Below are 17,553 nucleotides of genomic sequence, written 5' to 3'. Positions count from 1 at the left end.
TTGTTAAAGCACACTTTGACTGAATCAACTTACTTTATTAGCTTATCAAGCTTAAGAGATAAGGGGATGGTCACATTGGTTATAGTCATTCATGTTTCTAATGGTTTACACATATCATCCTTATAGCAAATGAGGTGTTTGTCCAAGACGGCTAACTGTTTCTATTGTCTAAAATTGCTTAAATAGCGAAAAGATAAGGGGATGGTCGCATTGAACAATTTTCATTCTACCTTAAGAATGTATCACTACAGAAGCTACTAGAGAATGAGGTGTTTATCAAAGAGAATGAAGATTTGACATATTAATCTTTATAGTATTACCCCTTCAAGAAGAGAGGCAGGAAAATCGTTCCTGTCTCTTCTTCATTTATTTCCTCTTTCATGATAAAATACATAAAAATGCCATTACTGAAAGGTGGAGTAAACAGTGAGTGACTGTATATTTTGCAAGATTATCGACGGGGAAATCCCTTCTATGAAAGTGTACGAAGATGAGCATGTCCTTGCATTTCTTGATATTAGCCAAGTGACGAAAGGTCATACATTACTTATTCCTAAAGTACATAAAGATAATATCTATGAACTGACTCCTGACATTGCAAGCCACCTCTTCTCTGTTGCACCTAAGATTGCTGAAAGTATCAAGGCCGAGTTTAACCCTATTGGAATGAACTTGTTAAGCAACGCAGGGGAAGCAGCAGGACAATCTGTCTTCCATTTCCACATGCACTTTATTCCTCGCTATGGCCAGGGAGATGGTTTTGGAGCCGTTTGGAAGACACATAATGATGACTTCACTCAAGAAGACCTGAAAGGAATAGCTGAATCCATTGCACAGCATCTTTCATAAAAATCGAGCCTGATCCCTGAAGCTAAAGGGGATCAGGCTTTTTTTCGGAATAATTAATCTTTGACAACAATACTTGGTATGTTATAATGTACCTATCTTTTCGCTAATGGCAACAGTGCACATTAGGAGAAGCAAATAGTATAGTTTAGTTGAGGAGAGATGAGAAATGAATACAAAAACACTTGTATCCCTGTCATTATTAGTGGGGATCGGAGCCGTCCTGCACACAGTGATTCCGGGAATTTTCTTAGGAATGAAGCCGGACATGATGCTGACGATGATGTTTCTAGGCATTATATTATTTCCAGCCAAGAAAAACGTATTACTTTTAGGTTTATTAACTGGAGTCATTTCAGGTCTGACAACACAGTTTCCTGGAGGATTCTTACCTAACCTGATCGATAAACCGATCACGGCCTTCGTTTTTTACGGCCTTTTCCTGGCTACTAAAAAGATCACTCGTTCACTTGTAGGAGCTTCTGTTCTAACAGCTATTGGTACACTCGTATCAGGAAGTATATTCTTACTTTCTGCTTATGTGATTGTCGGTCTGCCTGGAGCTTTCTTTGCTCTATTTGCAGCAGTAGTACTTCCAGCTACACTTGTTAACGCCGGAGCGATGTTTGTGGTGTATCCAATTATTAACGGGATTTTAAAACGTTCAACCATTCGAGAAGCTGTCACAACAGAACAGCTATCCTAATTTAATCATAGTAAAGCCCTCCATTCATTGTGTTTTCGCCACCTGAATGGAGGGCTTTTTCCATATCTTACTTGACTGCAACCCATAAGAGCACTCCAATCAAAAAGGTGATCACCCCGCCGGACCCCATTATGGCAGCACGCTTTTTTAATATATTCTTAGGAGGATACATACCCGGCCTTTGAATGGAAATGAAATTATACACCATACTTAGAAATAATACTGCACAGAGAGCAAAGAAACCAAAGATTACCCCGTCCATTGTTTAGAACCCCTCCTATACTCCACTTCTTAACTTTATATTTATGCTGGAAAAAAGAAAGTTATGAATTGACTTGTTTTAATCTGTTTTAAAAGGGAAAAAGGAGAATACATGTTGATTGTAGAAATAGAGTATTATAGAACTAGAAGAACGAGGTGATCATAGTGAACAAAAAATCCCTGGCTTACGGGCTTTTAATCGGTGGAGTGGTCGGAGGAGTAGCATCCCTTCTCACGTCTCCTTCATCAGGGAAAGAAATCCGGGCACAAATCAAGGACAAAAAGGATGACTGGACTGGAGTAATCGACGAGATGAAGGTGAATATTGGTGAATTGAAAGAATCCATCGGCACGCTGTCTCAGGAAGGTAAAGAAACGGTCATGCAGCTTTCGAAAGATCTTCAAGCTTCTTTCAAACAATGGCAGGCTTCGACAGAGCCAAATAACCGTCGACTTCAGGAAGAAATCCAATCCATCCAAAGAACCATTGAAGACTTGGAAAAATCCATTAACTCAGCAAATACCTCTAATCAATAACCAGATTCCCGCAGCCCTTTTTCACTAATGGTGATGGAAGGCTGTGGGCTTTTTTGTTTGAATAGGGATTATATCGATTCTGTAGAAACATGTTTTGAAAAAAAATTATTATCCCCCTTCTTTTCTATCAATATAATGATTTCATGCACAAATCCCGTCATTACAGTATCCATCCCCCCATCAACCTCTAATTTTCACAGTATGTCCCCATCAAAAATTATATACTTCGAAAAATTTTGTCAATTTAACCTTTATTAATTATTACTTTATTGGCATAATAAAATATAAGCGCTTTCTTTTTTTGTGATAGTTGTTTTAGTAAGTCATTTTGGTATTACTTAGATTTAAAAAGATTTTCTAGCAAAGTGGGTGAATGAGATGAAGGAAAGAGAATTTACTTTAAAAGAGGCTATGCTCTTCAGTCAAAGGATGGCTCAGCTAAGTAAAGCTCTGTGGAAGGCCATAGAAAAGGACTGGCAGCAATGGATCAAGCCATACGACTTAAATATCAACGAACATCATATTCTCTGGATTGCTTATCATTTAAAGGGTGCTTCCATTTCAGACGTAGCCAAGTTTGGTGTTATGCACGTTTCAACTGCATTTAACTTCTCCAAGAAATTAGAAGAACGGGAATTACTACAGTTTTCTAAACGGGAGAACGATAAACGGAACACCTATATTCAATTAACGGCTAAAGGGGAAAATATACTTCTTGAGCTAATGAAGAACTATAAGCCTGAGAGTCACTCAATCTTCCAGGGAGTTTCTCCATTACGAGAATTATATGGAAAGTTCCCGGAAATGATTGAAATGATGACCGTAGTGCGAAATATATATGGAAGTGATTTTATGGAGATATTCGAAAAATCGTTTCATAACATTGAAAGTGATTTTTCTGATGATAACGGAAAACTGGGAGAATTATTTCAAGATGAAGAAGAACTGGCTTAATCTACAAGCTCTTCTTTAACTGTTTCATCAAAGCTGGATAAATGTCTTGAGCTAAACAGCTATCAACCACTTCATGGACCTTCAGCTTTGAATGAAGCTGTTCTTCAAACTCTTTGAAAAGCGGGGTATTGTACACGAATCCTTCCGCTTTTTGCTTTTGGAGTTTCATGCTCAACCTATCACAAGTGATAAAGAACTCCTTCACTTCCCTCTCCGACAAACCATTACGAATGATCATTCGATGAAATGGAAAACCATTTTCGGGGATCATCTCCGCCATTAACCGTTGATAATACTCGAGTTGCTCTATACGTTTCACTAAATCATTCATCTTAATCACCTTTCAATCATTGCAAAAAATTCTCATACTCTCATTGTACAAAACTATAACATACCTTTCCCATAAAGTTCTTCTAAAAAATATGAAAAAATCAGCCTGAAATGTATTGATTTTTTCCGGCAATCGTAATAAAGTATGTTAGGCACTTAACTAAGATTTATTCGTCTAATGGAGGCGATTTTTTTATGCATTGCTGGAAAACAATCAATCTGGAAAAACAATTCGGATTTTACCGAGTCTTTTTACTTTCATCCATCATCATGATGATGGTATTCTCATTAATATACGTACCAATTAACTTACTATTTCCAAGTGCGTTCTATGATAATCATTTCCTTGTGTTCTTCATAGGAATGCTGAGTATCTATCCGTTGCATAAGTTTTTTCACATTGTACCGATACTGCTTTTTGTGAAAAAAATGAAGTGTAGATGCAATCGGAAACTATTTTTTTTACCGATCGTTTCTTTGCGAGTGGATCAACCTATCTCAAAATACCGTTACATGCTTGCCCTGGTGGCACCATTCTTTGTACTGAACGGAATTTTGCTATACGGATGCATCCACTTCCCGCACTACTCTCATTACTTTACAATGCTGCTTGCATTTCATTCAGGAATCTGCGCCATTGACTTTATATATGCAAAGCAACTAATGGACTCACCAAAGAATGCATTAATTGAAGAGAATGATGATGGATACGAAATATTGATTTATCAGTAAGGATGATGGATGGCCATTGAAACATACACTCGATGGAAGAAATCATCCTTCTGCTATTTTCAGGTGTTTTCACGAAGATTCTTCATTTACTGTTCGAAAATTCCTGCTTGCACTTGGATGAAATGTAAAATAGAATGCAAAAAGCCTTATTTGCATGATTAATGCAATACTCTCGCTACCAATTTGAGAAATTATTTGGTAATGTATAGCTTAAAGGAGATAACGGGGAGGGGTTTGGATGATCTCCATGTTTTTAGTGTTTGCTGTTTTCATCTTATTCTATATAAATAAAATGACAAACGCATTATGTTTACAAAAAGAAATACCTGAAGAACGCCAACCAAAGGTGTTTAGAACCATCAATATTCTAATCACCATACTACTGGTCTCTTCTTATATAGAAATATTGTTTACATAGAAAAGCGGAGTCGGCTCGTTCAGAGGCGACAAGCATAAGTAAAACCTACCGGAAAGGCGCTCTTTGCCTTTTTGGCAGATTTGACTTATGACCTCGAGCCTCTAAGCCCTGGAGCTGGACAATTCGAAAAGCGGAAGGGCTTTGCTCAGAGGCGACAAACAAAAAGCAGACCCGGAAAAATCCGGATCTGCTTTTTATATATTCAAATTAGCAAACGTATGCTGCACCAATGATGATTAACAAAATGAATAGAACAACGATTAACGCAAATCCTCCGCCGTAAGCACCTGACATCTGCGCTTCCTCCTTTCATGTATGAAAAAGCCGCCTAAATATGAATAAAGCAAAAGGGGCCCTCTTTTTTAAGGTATTGCCCCCTCTACAATCTTTATCCGATAACTTTAAACCCTGAGGCTAAAATTATAGCCATGCTGCACCCACAATGATTAACAGGATGAACAGTACTACGATTAACGCGAAACCTCCGCCGTATGCATTACCCATAACTTTCCACCTCCTTTGAAGCGCTAATTTATCTTATTCAAGTTAGCTGCCATTTGTTTTAGGCCAATGTCATAAATTTAGTTTTTTTTAGCAAATATATGCGGCACCAACGATGATTAATAAGATGAACAGCACTACGATTAACGCGAATCCGGAATTGTATCCACAGCTCATATTTATTACCTCCTTTTCTCTCTTCGCTCTTATCATATGAAAGTACCTAGGAAATGGGTGTGTAAAATGCCCATTTTTCTGAAGATTAATATGGAAAATATTTTTTTTCATGGAAAAAGTGTGTTATAGTATGTTTTGTAGAAATTTGACAAGCCATCAAACGAATATATTGTAGGAGTTGGTCACCATGAAAAAATGGATCATTTCAGTATCATTGGCTGCAGGAGTCGTTGGACTTGCAGGATGCAGCGGAGACGGTGCTGAGGGAAACAGTGACGTTGTTGCAACAACAAAAGCTGGAGACGTAACAAAAGATGAACTTTACAAATCAATGAAGCAAAAATTCACTCCACAAATGGAACAAGCCCTTCAAGAATTGGTTTACACGAAAGTACTTGAAGAAAAGTATGACGTGTCGAAAGAGGAAGTTGACGAAAAGCTGAATGAAGCCAAAGATCAATTGGGACCTCAATTCGAAATGTTCTTACAACAATATAATCTTGATGAAAAATCGTTTAAAGAATACTTGAAGCTTCAATTACTTCAAGAAAAAGCTGCAATCTCTGACGTGAAAGTCACTGAAGATGAAGTAAAGGAATACTACGAGACATGGAAGCCTGACATTCAAGTTCGTCACATTCTTGTTGATGATGAAAAAACAGCTAAAGAAGTGAAACAAAAATTAGCTGATGGTGGAAAATTTGAAGAACTTGCAAAAGAATATTCTAAAGATCCTGGTTCTGGTGAAAATGGCGGAAGCTTAGGCTGGGTAGACAATGCAGGTCGTCAAAACTTCGTACCGGAATTCTCTAAAGCTCTGGACACTTTAGAGAAAGGCAAAGTGAGTGAGCCCATCAAAACAGAATATGGTTACCACATCATTGAAGTGACAGATAAAAAAGAAAAGAAATCCTATGACGAGATGAAAAAGGAAATCGAAAAAGAATTGAAGCTTTCAAAAGTGGATCCTCAAAAAATCCAGGAAGCGATGAAAGCTGAAATTGAAAAAGCTGACTTAAACATTAAAGATGAAGATCTTAAAAAAGCATTTGATCAAGTGCTGAACCCTGCGGCGGCACCTGAAGGCGGAGAAACTCCTGCTGTACCTGAAGGAGAAGAAACTCCAGCACCTACCGAAGAGTAGACCAAAAAGGACTGACGGATCCATTCCGTCAGTCCTTTTTATACTCTATAATCAAGATGTTAGTTGGCGTTTCCGCTCCTTCTCCTCTTCCATTCGATGAATGTAGACTTCTCCCTCTTTCTCTATCCACTCATCTTCCATATTCTTTTCTTCCTTAGCCGATTTAATCGTCATAAAGGCACTCCCGAAAATCCCTGCTACAACCAAGTACATCCAAATAGGTAGTGTCATTTGCTTCATCTCCTTATAGGTTTGTCCTCTTTATTAACACTATATGTAGTAAAGAGATAAAACATTACTAGATTTAACCTTTTATTCTACTAAAAAGACCCCGGTCCATAATCCGGGGTCTAATAGGTTACCTATTTATGAAATGTCGGTTTATAGAATGAACGATTATCAAGGGCAAATACTCTTTCTGTATACTCCCCTGGTTTCACCCGTTCCAATGCACGATCCAGCATATTCATCTTTGCATCCACGTTATCGATATAATGCAGAATTTCAGCTTCACGAATGAGCGGCGGTTTAGGACTTCCCCATTCCGCTTTTCCGTGATGACTCAATACGAGATGTTGAAGGATCATTACTTCTTCCCCTTCAATTCCAAGCTCATCTGCAGCTTTTCCAATCTCGTTCACCATGATCGAAATATGACCGATCAGATTTCCTTCAATCGTATACGTAGTAGAGGTTGGACCTGAAAGCTCAATGACTTTGCCTAAATCATGAAGAATGACCCCAGCGTACAATAGATCTGAATCCAGGGATGGGTACAGTCCTGCAATTGCTTTCGAGAGGTCCAGCATCGATACAACATGATACGCAAGGCCTGACACAAATTCATGATGGTTCTTAGTAGCCGCCGGATATTCCAGGAAAGGCTTCTGATATTTTTTAATCAAGTGTCTTGTGATACGTTGAATATTTGGATTTCTCATTTCGAAAATATACTGAGTGATCTTACTAGTCATTTCATCAATGCTCACTGGCGCAGTTTCCAGGAAGTCCGAAATGGCATAACCATCTGCCGGGGAGGCCGGGCGAATCTGCTTGATCTTGAGCTGACTCTTTCCACGATAACTATGTATGTCTCCAACAACCTGCACGATTGTTTCAGGTTGATATGCCTTCTCATCCTGCTCAGAAGCATCCCAAAGCTTAGCTTCCATATTTCCACTCTTATCTTGCAGTATCAGCGTTAAAAACGGCTTCCCTGTGTTTGTCGTACCTTTGGTCATTTGTTTAATTAAAAGGGGTAATTCGATTGTTTCTCCGACATTAAATTGTGTAATCCCAGACATCTATTCTCCTCCGTCCAACTATATTAGTAGTTTCAGTATATCATATTTCGATAGAGTACAGGGGTGGAAAGGGTTGGAGCGAGATGTGGGCCAGAATTGTTTCAAACTATAATCAAATTCCAGAGGTCCGTCCCTCTTTCTTCTCACAACAAAAAACCGCCCCTCACCCAGAGACGGTTCTTTAGCCTAATTCACCAAAGCTCTTTTTTGTTTATTGCTAATCCAAACTTTCGTCGCTACCAGGCCTACGAGCATAATGAATGCTCCGAAGAAGTAGGGAATATGTATATTCCACTCAAACAGTGTCCCGGCAAGCAATGGTCCAGCAACGTTACCAAGACTGAGAAACGAGTTGTTCAGCCCCATGACGGTCCCTTGTCGTTCTCCTGCCAGTTTTGAAATAAGGGAATTCAACGATGGACGGAGCATCGAGTTTCCGACAAAGAAAACGGCGGTTGTGATCAAGACCCCTACAAAGCTGGTTGCAAATGTCATGATGACAAATCCCAATGCACTAAGGAGCAATGAGCCGGTTACCACTTTTTCCTCACCGAAGATCTTCGTCGCCCTTCCCACACCCACTCCTTGAACAACGGTACCGATGATACCAATAATTAAAATGATGATTCCGACTTCCTGTGGACCATATCCATATCGTTCGAGCGCATAGTAGCTGAAGATTGATTGGAAATTCGCCAATCCAAAGCTCATGATGAATACGAGCACCAACAGAAACCCGACCGGACTCATCACCGCATTCTTCATGACCACAAAGCGGTTTTCACGCTTCTCGTCCGGGTTAAAGGTTCTTTTTTCCTTTGGATAGGATTCCGGTAATATTATGACCGAGACGATAGCTGCAATGGAGGCGGCGATCCCGGCAAAGATAAATGGGTAGGAGAGATCGATTTCTGCCAGCCATCCTCCGATTCCGGGCCCGATGACGATTCCAAGACCCATGGCGGCACCAAGTATCCCCATCCCTTGACCCCGATTGTCCTCATCCGTCACATCTGATACATAGGCCATTGCAGTCGGCATTAATGCTGAGCCGAAAACGCCTGCTAAGATCCTGGACAGAAATAGCATCCATAACCCTACAGCGAAGGCAAAAATGAATTCTGCTATGGCAAAGCCAACCAAGCCGATGGTAATTAATGGCTTTCTCCCGATTCGATCGGATAACCGTCCCCAAATAGGAGCAAATAAAAACTGCATAAATGCAAATACTGCCACCAACGCTCCAAGCGTTTGGGCATTGGCGTTGAATTTTTCAACATAGAAAGGAAGTATGGGGATGACCAGCCCGATTCCAACCATGACGATAAATAAGTTAAAGCTTAGTAATGCCAGTGGTCCCCGATTTCGTTTGGACCCTTTTGTTTTTGTCATACTATGTGTTCCTTCTTTCTGACTCTCATTTCATTCCATGCTACTATTTTTTCGTGCAAACAAACTCCTTGTAGTATTGTAACGAATCTGAGAAATTATTGCCAATTCAAATTTTCAAAAGAATCATGCATTCCGGATCTTTTCCTTTTCCATTCGCTTTAACACGATCGTTTCATCATCGGTAAACTCATTTCTTATATGAGGATGACAGGTAAAGAACAGAGTCTGATGGTTCGTTGCTATTTTCCTCAACAGCTTTAGAAATGCCTTCGTTCTTTCTCTATCAAAGTTGACTACTCCATCGTCGATCAGTAACGGCAATGGGTACTTGTCCCGCAAAGATTGAATGAGGGCAAAGCGAATTGAGATGTATAACTGTTCTTTCGTTCCTTGACTGAGTTCCACTGCATGGAAAACTGCACCGTCCTTCCTCTCTACCCTGATCATCTCATCATCCCGTAAGAAAATCCGTAGATAGTGACCTTCCGTCAGCTCTCTAAAGTTCTCTTCTGCAAGCTCCATCACTTTAGGCATCTTCGATTTCTGGTAAAGATCCATTGTTTTCCTTAAGGCCACTTGTGCTAACGTATATTTGGACCAGTCATAGGCAAGTTCTTGAAGCTCAGCTTTTTTGCTTTGAAACTCCTGAAGGATTGAGGAATAGCTCTTTCCTTCCTCAAGCACTTTTATTTCATACGAAATGGAAGCGAGCTCTTTTTGATGAGCAGAGAGCTCAGTTGAAAGCTCTTCGATTTTTTTCGATGCCCATTCTAATTCTTTTCTGCAATCTTCCTGAGAATCAAACCGAAGAAACGTGTTGAGTGTTCGTTCGGTCAGCCTCGTTTTCATTCCATTATATTGAGACGATAGGTCAATTCTCTCTTCGGAGTGAAGTGCCTTTTCACGAAATTCTGTTTCTTCCATGCACCCTGCAGATTGAAGAAGCGTTCCAATCTCTTCACGGATCTTTCCACCTTCAATTCTTAGCTTCTCTATCTCAAAAGAAAGAGGCTCCAGCTCTGTTTGGATGCTGTTGATTATGGTGCTTTTCTTTTCAATATCCTGCATGATCCCCTTCAGTTTAATCACAGCCTCATCCACTGTGGTAAACGTTAGAGAGTGGCTATCGAACCATTTCTGACAATGGTCCCTATACTCATTCAATTTTCGGACCACATAGTCTTGTTCTTCTTTAAGATGGATATAAGCCTCATAATTCGAGACGGTCTCTTTCATTTTAACAAACGCATCACGCAGCCACTTCCAGTGAAAATCAGAATGTAAACAGAGCTCTGATTTTAGACTGGATAATCTTTGTTCTCCTGAAACAACTTCTTTCTCTACTTCTTTCTGTTTTTCATGGAGCTTCTGAAGTTTTGCCTGTTGCTCTTCTAATGAAAGAATTCGCTGTTTCCACTCGTTCCTCAACTCCATCTGCTGCTTTAGGCTTTGCTCAGCCCTATCCAAAGAGTGAAGTTCCATTTGACCTTCCGGATGAAACTCTTTTGCTCTTGCTTTAGTTTGCTGAAGGGTGCTGGATTCTTCTCGCAGATTACCAATCGCCTGCACTCCGGATGCACCCACTACAATGAGAAGAACCAAGCTGATCCCGACAAAGAGCCCATTACCGGTCAGGATTGCCCATGACCCCATTCCCAATAAAAGAAGGAGTGCTGGACCTATTAAGAGGAGCTGCCGGGAGAAGGAGGACTTTTTTCTGCTGAAACGTTCTTCTGCCTCTTTCACTTGCAGGTTCATCCAATGTGCCTGGTCCCGTGAAGCTTGCCGGGAAGATTCAATTTTCACCGTTCTTTGCAATTCTTGATACTCATCTTCTTCCATCAGCCGCTCCTCTAAGCTATCACACTTCCTTTCGATGTTGTGAAGTTCTTCTTCCTCCTCTTCGTAATGCTTCTGGAAGCTTTCCCGTTCATGAAGAAGCTTTGATTGCTGGTCCAGTGCATTTTGAATACGGTCAGACATCATTAAGCTAGTATCCAGTGCTGGGATGTCCTCCATCTCTATTGCTAATCCCAATTCACGGATCGTATCATTGATCTTACTACGCACCGTTTTTAGTTCCCTGCTCCGCTCACTGCTTTCTTCTTTCCATTTCAGATAAAAGGATTGTTGAGACAATATCTTTTCTATAAAAGGAATGTCTTCAATTAAAGAAGGATCAATCTCTTCTGATTCTAATTTGTTGTGCAGATTTTCTTGTTTCGTCACCAAGGTTTCAAGATATGCCGTTACTTGTCTTTCTTCCGTTTTAAGTTCGTTTAAACGCTCTAATCCTTTTGCAGGAAACTCAATTGTTTCCAATTGGGAAAGCCGCTCCTCCACTCTTTTGAAGCTAGTGAGTGTATCCCAGTTTTCATTAACTGAAATCAGATTCTCTTTCTTTTCAGCAAGAAATGCCTTTTCTGTCTCCAAGGATGAAATCCGGATTTCTAACGATTTTTGCTTTGATATGAGAGGACGGTATTGATCATTTTTTTCTTTTCCTTCCTTTATTTGTTTTTCAAGGAGTTTTAATTCTGTCAACACTGCGTTGACCATTGGCTTTCTTCCCGATTTCTTAAACAGCCGCTCCCTTTCTTTCTGCCAATTATCTTCCATCTGCAACAGAAGGTCCGTCCCTGTAGAGCCTGCAGAGAATAGGTAGCGGTTCAGTTCTTCCTTTTTGAGGCGCTGAATGTTTTGCAGCCCTTCGAGGTTGAAGGAGAATATGTTTTGGTAAGTTGTTCTGTCCATATTTCCTAGCAGATGTTGAAGGGTTTCTTCTCCTCCTGTTCTTCCGTCCTCAAATTGAACGGTCACGTCCCCTGTAGCCTTCCCTTTAACCCGCTCGATACTGAGGAGTCCTTGTCCTTCCATATTGCAAAGGATTCTCCCGCCATACTTTGTAGAAGATTTCGGTTCATACCTGAGCAGGGATTGCTGCTTCGTTGGAAACCCGAACAAAATGCTATGTATGAACGACATAATCGTTGATTTACCAGCTTCATTTTCTCCATAAAACATTTGAAGGTCTCTAATCATATAGTGCTTGTTTTCTATTTTTCCGTATCCATAAATATGAAGTTCGAGGAGTTTCACCCCATTCACCTCCACGTTCATCCTTTATTTTGTAACAAGTGCTCTGTTTCTTCTATTAAAGATTTCTTCTCTTCTTCCTTTAAGGGATTCAGAAAGCGGTAAATAGATGGGTGCTCATAAAGTTCTGCCAAGGCATCCTTCCACTCTTCTTGACCCATGCCTTCCAGTGTCTCCATTACTTCCTGTTTGAACGGATCCTGTTCCATTCCCCGACTCGATTCGGTATGATTCCACCGTATTGAATGAATCCACTTCAAACCCTGGTGACTCTCGTATTCTGATTGCAATGCTTCCAGTAGATCACCATTTTCTATTTTGCCCGCCATGTCTTGAGGGAGTGATTCATCATCCGTCAAGATAACCTCAATTAACATATCCCCTTCTTCAAGAGATTCCAGAGCTTGCTGGATACGCTGAAAAATTTCCCCAAAGCGCTGAACACCTTGAAGGGATACGCTGCATGTCTTCCACATCAAGTCGTGAGTCTGGATAAATGTTAATTCAGTATGGTGATGATCAAGCACCACTTCATAGCATCCTTTTGCACCGGTTTCTTTCCGGTGTCTTCCCTGGATATTGCCTGGATACACGATGTAAGGCTCTTCGTGCAGAATCTGCCGCTCATGGATATGTCCCAAAGCCCAGTAGTGATAATTCTTCTCCAATAATTCCCTTATCGAAAAAGGAGCATACGTTTCATGTGAAGAATGCACACTTCCTTCGCTTCCATGGAGGATGCCTATCGTATAGCGGTCACCGGAACGTTTGGGATAATCAGCAACCCTTCTTTCCTGGATATGTCTTGTACCATAGCTGAACCCGACTATATCTACAATTGTCCCACTCTTTACAGTAAGCTGTTTCACTTCTGTTTTTGCGTTGAAGATATGTATGTTATCCGGCATATCGAGCTCTAATCGATAGCTGCCAAGATGATCATGATTCCCGTGAACAACGTAAACAGGAATGTTGTTTGAATGTAACAGATTGAATTGCTTCAATAATTTCGCCTGCGCTCGAATACTGCGATCTTCTTCATCAAACAGATCACCGCTGATGATCATAAAGTCAATATCTCTATGAATCGCTTCCCTTACCACTTTTTCAAAAGAGGCAAAGGTACTATCATGTATTCGTTCGAACACTTCTTTCGGTAAATGTTTTAGTCCGATAAAAGGACTATCCAGATGTAGATCTGCTACATGAAAAAACCGAATCTTCTCCATGAAGTTCCCTCCCCGCACTACGAATATACGTTCTTATATTCATTCATTATATCCTAAAACCGTTGATAATTTCAGTATATATTCAACATTTTACGCGATTCATAGAGAAAGGCTGCCCCGGACGACGGAGACAGCCTGCTCTTACGAATCATTTTTTCGAAGTTATATCGATTGCTTTTTTAATATCTTTATAAGAATTAGATTTTCCATACAGGAGCACTCCTCCGCGATACACTCTTGCTCCAAATACTCCAAGAATAATAATCGTCGCAAGGAGGACCACGATTCCTATGACTGGTTCATACACGGGAAGATTCAACATCCCTACACGAAGGAACATAACCATCGGTGTGAAAAACGGGATGTAAGAAGTAATAGTGACAAAACTAGATTCCGGATTCCCAAGACCGAACATGGAGATGAAGAATCCAATCATGATCAAGAAGGTCATCGGCATGATCATCTGCTGTACATCTTCGATTCTACTGACAAGAGATCCGAGTAATGCAGCCATGGTTGCATACAGGAAATACCCTAATAAAAAGAAGGTGACCGCATAGATGATGACACCTACAGATAGAGATTCAAATCCGAACCCTTCAAAGAAATCCCCGACCAGTTCATCTTTCTTTTGAATCATTGTAAAATAGCCCACTGCAAGGATTACGGCTAACTGTGTTAACCCTGCGAGACCGATTCCAATAATTTTGGCAAACATTTGTTTCACCGGGGATACACTCGATATAAGGATTTCCATGACCCGGGAGCTTTTTTCTGTCGCGACTTCCATGGCCGTCATGTTGGCGTAAGCAATGACAGAGAAATAAATAAAGAATAATAGAACATATACAATGCCCCTCGCCTGACTCAGTTCTTCTTCAGACTTGGCTCCTTCAATAAGAGCTTCCTTTTCAAAAGCAACAGGACCGCTTAACAGTGCCAGTTCATCACCTGACAGCTCTAAAATACTTGCAGCCAGTGAAGACTTCACATTTTGCAGGGCGACTTGTAATTCCCCGGTCACATTGGACTCTGATAATGAATTGGATTTATACAAGGCTTGTGGAAGACCTTCAGGGCTTTCACTCAAAATGAGTAATCCATTTAATTCTTCAGATTCTATTTTCTTTTCGATTTCTTTCATCGATTGAGTGGTCGATTCCAGCTCAATCTCGCTATTCATGGTCTTCAGCTGCTGCACAAGCGGATCATACAGCTTGCCGGTTTCGTCCTGAACCGCTATCTTACTCGTGTCATCATCACTGAAGTTCGAAATGATACTGTCAAAATTGGCCAGTAATACAAGGGCAGCGGCAATGATGACGGTAGATATGATAAAAGATTTTGCCTTAAGCTTTGATAAATAGGAGTGACTAAGGATCAAGAAAAAATTATTCATAAGAAGTTCCCACCTTTTCTATGAAGATATCGTTCAGGGAAGGTTCTTCTAATTCGAACTTACGAAGGAATCCCTTTTGAACAACATCATGAAATACCCCCTGGGCAGCAGCCTCAGACTCGACCTGAAGAAGAACTCCTTCCGTTGTTTCTTTCAGCTTAGTCACGCCTTTCATATCCTTTAGATATAGAAGATCAAAATCGGAGTGAATCACCACATTCTTCTTCCCAAAGGAACGCTTGATCTGCTTCAAGCCACCATGCACCACGGGACGCCCTTTATGCATGATGCACAGGCTTTCACAGAGTTCCTCCACATGCTCCATGCGGTGACTGGAGAACACGATTGTGGTTCCATTTTTCTTAATTTCCCGGACCGCATCCTTTAACAGTTCAACATTAACCGGATCGAGACCGCTGAACGGTTCGTCGAGAATCAGTAAACTGGGCTTATGGATAACCGATGCGATAAACTGAATTTTTTGCTGATTTCCTTTTGAAAGTTCTTCTACTTTCTTGTTCACGTTTTGAGGAACATTGAATCGTTCCAGCCAGTAATCCAGTTCTTTCAGGATGGTCTTTTTCTCCATCCCACGAAGACGTGCCAGATAGACAATCTGATCGCTCACCTTCATTTTCGGATAAAGTCCTCTTTCTTCAGGCAGATATCCAATCTCCGGACTTGTAGAATAATCGATCCGTTTCCCTTTCCACGTAATCTGCCCTTCAGTTGCATCTAACAACCCTAACACCATTCGAAATGTCGTCGTCTTCCCAGCCCCATTCGCTCCCAGGAACCCAAACATTTCACCCGGTGGGATGTCCAGTGACAGCTGATCAACTGCTGTAAATTGTCCAAACCGTTTGGTTACTTGTTGTATACTCAAACCCATTTCAGCATTTCCCTCCTATATCCCATAAACGAGCATCCTTTTTCTCTATAGTACTCTACGATTTTATCCAAAAAAGGTTTCATTTTCTATCTATTTTCTTTTATCAAACTATTTAGACTTTCCAAAAAAAAGATAATATGAAAAAATATAAGAGAACATGAATTCTATACAAAGGGGTATATCACAATGAAAGTATACAAATTAACTGTTTTTGAAGAAGACGGAAAAAAGATTCTGGATGAATCATTCGAAGCTTCATCCGACAGCGACGCAAAGAAAATGGGTGAATCCATGTTAGAAGAAAAGGGGTATTCCGATCATACTCATCGCTGTACTTCTCCTCTGGGGAAACTATTGTTGTTTCATGTATAGGCTTTCAACCTGCATTACAGGTCACGTCCAGTGGCCTGTAATGCATTTTTTAATTAACAGGATGAATGCCAAACGAAAAAGAGGCTGGGACAAAACTAAAAAACCACGATAAAAAGACGAACAATAGAAGTGTAGGTTCTTCATACCGCTAATGATTTCTTTGCAAGACTACGCTTTCCGCGGGTAGCCCGTGAGCCTCCTCGGCAAGCCTGCGGGGTCTCACATAAGCTACTTTCCCGCAGGAGTCTTCGTCTTGCACTCCAATCAACCGCTGGAAACAGCTAAAATCAAATGATTCGAAAATAAATAATAAACCCGAACAAATCTGCACACTAAGAAGCAGGTTTGTTCGGGTTTGACTTAGGATAAAAAACTTTTGTCCCAGCCTCTTCAACTATTATTCTCCCTTAAATTCAGGTCGTCTTTTCTCGACAAATGCACGAATGCCTTCCTGGTGATCCGAGGTTTGACGCATGAGCCATTGCCCTTCTTTTTCAAGATCAAGTGCACGTTGAAGCCTGTCTTTGTTTAATGTGACATATACTTCTTTCGTTTTCAGCATCGCTTTCGTCGGTGCACCTAGTACTTGTTTTGTATAGCGTTCGATGCCTTCTTCCAATTTTCCGGAAGGAATCGCTTCGTCAACCAGCCCCTTCATAAGGGCCTCTTGCCCTTCCAAGACTTTACCGTTCCAAATCAATCTTTTGGCTTTATGTGTTCCCAGGCGCTCCTGAAGAAGAAAATGACTTCCCCCATCCGGAATCAGTGCGATCCCGATAAAGTTCATGGCGAGCTTGCTGTCTTCTTCACACAAAATATAGTCAGAGCAAAGCGCCAGACTGAACCCAAGACCTGCAGCAGCTCCATGTATACCCGTCAGAACAATTTTCGGCATGGTGTACAACGTCATAACCAGTTCACTGATGGTATCCATAATACTTGAGAACTGTTCTTCTCCGCTTAAGGTAAGCATGGATTTTATATCTCCCCCAGAAGAAAATCCCTTTCCTTCCCCTGTCAGGACCAATAAAGAAATCGATGGGTCATTTTTCACTTCTTTTAACGCAGCCAGGAGCTCACCCATAAGTCCTGCATCCAACGCATTTAGTGATTGAGGCCGGTTCAGCTGAAGTCTTGCCACCTTACCTTCTTTATGTAATTTTACTGTTTCGTATTGATTTGATACTGTCAAAAAAATCCCTCCCCTTTCTTCTAGCATACCGTAATATCCCATTTTCAGGAATCATTATTTTGAATAGTATA

Annotated in this window: 20 protein-coding genes and 1 pseudogene; 8 read left to right on the top strand and 13 right to left on the bottom strand. The window is 40.7% G+C overall.

Annotation, left to right across the window (positions count from 1 at the left end; genetic code table 11):
* Positions 1-426 precede the first annotated feature (426 nt).
* Complete coding sequence (locus F0342_RS06010; RefSeq protein ID WP_149155095.1) at positions 427-849, top strand: HIT family protein; 423 nt, start codon at positions 427-429, stop codon at positions 847-849.
* A gap of 166 nt (positions 850-1,015) precedes the next feature.
* Positions 1,016-1,552 (top strand): tryptophan transporter, encoded by a 537-nt coding sequence (locus tag F0342_RS06005; protein ID WP_149155094.1) that lies wholly within the window; start codon positions 1,016-1,018, stop codon positions 1,550-1,552.
* Between the two features lie 67 nt (positions 1,553-1,619).
* On the opposite strand, the gene yhzF is transcribed toward F0342_RS06005, so the two are convergent.
* Positions 1,620-1,814: a membrane protein YhzF gene (yhzF, locus tag F0342_RS06000; protein WP_148968349.1), complete on the bottom strand. Its 195-nt coding sequence runs from the start codon at positions 1,812-1,814 to the stop codon at positions 1,620-1,622.
* A 164-nt stretch (positions 1,815-1,978) separates the two neighbouring features.
* Between yhzF and F0342_RS05995 the strand changes: the two genes are divergently transcribed.
* Together F0342_RS05995 and F0342_RS05990 are read left to right on the top strand one after the other, a co-directional pair.
* Positions 1,979-2,350, top strand: coding sequence for a YtxH domain-containing protein (locus tag F0342_RS05995; protein WP_188048424.1), 372 nt, complete (start codon positions 1,979-1,981; stop codon positions 2,348-2,350).
* 378 nt (positions 2,351-2,728) lie between these two features.
* Complete coding sequence (locus F0342_RS05990) at positions 2,729-3,304, top strand: HTH-type transcriptional regulator Hpr (RefSeq protein ID WP_149155092.1); 576 nt, start codon at positions 2,729-2,731, stop codon at positions 3,302-3,304.
* Between the two features lies 1 nt (position 3,305).
* Here the strand turns inward: F0342_RS05990 and F0342_RS05985 are convergent, their stop codons facing one another.
* A complete protein-coding gene (locus F0342_RS05985; protein WP_149155091.1) occupies positions 3,306-3,635 on the bottom strand; it encodes a DUF1878 family protein in 330 nt (109 codons plus the stop codon).
* 194 nt (positions 3,636-3,829) lie between these two features.
* On the opposite strand from F0342_RS05985, the gene F0342_RS05980 reads away from it, so the two are divergent.
* Both F0342_RS05980 and F0342_RS25315 read left to right on the top strand, forming a co-directional pair.
* Positions 3,830-4,366: a DUF3267 domain-containing protein gene (locus tag F0342_RS05980; RefSeq protein ID WP_149155090.1), complete on the top strand. Its 537-nt coding sequence runs from the start codon at positions 3,830-3,832 to the stop codon at positions 4,364-4,366.
* 238 nt (positions 4,367-4,604) lie between these two features.
* A complete protein-coding gene (locus F0342_RS25315) occupies positions 4,605-4,784 on the top strand; it encodes a hypothetical protein (protein ID WP_034763303.1) in 180 nt (59 codons plus the stop codon).
* Positions 4,785-4,991: 207 nt separating this feature from the next.
* Here F0342_RS25315 and F0342_RS05970 read toward each other — a convergent pair whose 3' ends face one another.
* The 3 genes from F0342_RS05970 to F0342_RS05960 form a co-directional block, all read right to left on the bottom strand.
* On the bottom strand, positions 4,992-5,078 hold the full coding sequence (locus F0342_RS05970) for a YjcZ family sporulation protein (RefSeq protein ID WP_082051156.1): 87 nt from the start codon (positions 5,076-5,078) through the stop codon (positions 4,992-4,994).
* Between the two features lie 126 nt (positions 5,079-5,204).
* Positions 5,205-5,288, bottom strand: coding sequence for a YjcZ family sporulation protein (locus F0342_RS05965; protein WP_032089274.1), 84 nt, complete (start codon positions 5,286-5,288; stop codon positions 5,205-5,207).
* Positions 5,289-5,375: 87 nt separating this feature from the next.
* Positions 5,376-5,462, bottom strand: a complete 87-nt coding sequence (locus F0342_RS05960) for a YjcZ family sporulation protein (protein ID WP_044337791.1) — start codon at positions 5,460-5,462, stop codon at positions 5,376-5,378.
* 187 nt (positions 5,463-5,649) lie between these two features.
* Here F0342_RS05960 and F0342_RS05955 point away from each other — a divergent pair, with 187 nt between their 5' ends.
* Positions 5,650-6,606: a peptidylprolyl isomerase gene (locus F0342_RS05955; protein ID WP_149155089.1), complete on the top strand. Its 957-nt coding sequence runs from the start codon at positions 5,650-5,652 to the stop codon at positions 6,604-6,606.
* Between the two features lie 51 nt (positions 6,607-6,657).
* Here F0342_RS05955 and F0342_RS05950 read toward each other — a convergent pair whose 3' ends face one another.
* From F0342_RS05950 to F0342_RS05920, 7 genes and pseudogenes are all read right to left on the bottom strand, one after another.
* The gene (locus F0342_RS05950; RefSeq protein ID WP_149155088.1) at positions 6,658-6,837 is read right to left on the bottom strand and encodes a sporulation YhaL family protein; all 180 of its coding nucleotides are present in this window, start codon (positions 6,835-6,837) and stop codon (positions 6,658-6,660) included.
* A 131-nt stretch (positions 6,838-6,968) separates the two neighbouring features.
* The gene (gene yhaM, locus F0342_RS05945; RefSeq protein ID WP_148968344.1) at positions 6,969-7,910 is read right to left on the bottom strand and encodes a 3'-5' exoribonuclease YhaM; all 942 of its coding nucleotides are present in this window, start codon (positions 7,908-7,910) and stop codon (positions 6,969-6,971) included.
* A 186-nt stretch (positions 7,911-8,096) separates the two neighbouring features.
* Positions 8,097-9,311 (bottom strand): annotated as a pseudogene (locus F0342_RS05940) (MFS transporter); the annotation flags it as partial.
* A 114-nt stretch (positions 9,312-9,425) separates the two neighbouring features.
* Positions 9,426-12,401 carry an ATP-binding protein gene (locus tag F0342_RS05935; protein ID WP_188048423.1) on the bottom strand — a complete coding sequence of 992 codons (2,976 nt, stop codon included), beginning with the start codon at positions 12,399-12,401 and terminating at the stop codon, positions 9,426-9,428.
* Between the two features lie 17 nt (positions 12,402-12,418).
* The gene (locus F0342_RS05930; protein ID WP_149155085.1) at positions 12,419-13,627 is read right to left on the bottom strand and encodes a metallophosphoesterase family protein; all 1,209 of its coding nucleotides are present in this window, start codon (positions 13,625-13,627) and stop codon (positions 12,419-12,421) included.
* A gap of 148 nt (positions 13,628-13,775) precedes the next feature.
* Entirely contained in the window at positions 13,776-15,026 is a 1,251-nt protein-coding gene (locus F0342_RS05925; protein WP_149155084.1) for an ABC transporter permease, read from the bottom strand.
* Positions 15,019-15,918: an ABC transporter ATP-binding protein gene (locus tag F0342_RS05920; RefSeq protein WP_149155083.1), complete on the bottom strand. Its 900-nt coding sequence runs from the start codon at positions 15,916-15,918 to the stop codon at positions 15,019-15,021. The genes F0342_RS05925 and F0342_RS05920 overlap by 8 nt, the downstream gene beginning before the upstream one ends.
* A 186-nt stretch (positions 15,919-16,104) precedes the next feature.
* Between F0342_RS05920 and F0342_RS05915 the strand changes: the two genes are divergently transcribed.
* The gene (locus F0342_RS05915) at positions 16,105-16,290 is read left to right on the top strand and encodes a YhzD family protein (protein ID WP_149155082.1); all 186 of its coding nucleotides are present in this window, start codon (positions 16,105-16,107) and stop codon (positions 16,288-16,290) included.
* A gap of 397 nt (positions 16,291-16,687) precedes the next feature.
* On the opposite strand, the gene F0342_RS05910 is transcribed toward F0342_RS05915, so the two are convergent.
* Positions 16,688-17,482, bottom strand: coding sequence for an enoyl-CoA hydratase (locus F0342_RS05910; protein WP_149155081.1), 795 nt, complete (start codon positions 17,480-17,482; stop codon positions 16,688-16,690).
* Between the last annotated feature and the right edge of the window lie 71 nt (positions 17,483-17,553).

Source organism: Bacillus sp. CH30_1T (assembly GCF_008364765.1).
In the GTDB taxonomy this organism is placed as follows: domain Bacteria; phylum Bacillota; class Bacilli; order Bacillales; family Bacillaceae_B; genus Rossellomorea.
This window is presented reverse-complemented; position numbering and strand designations above follow the sequence as displayed.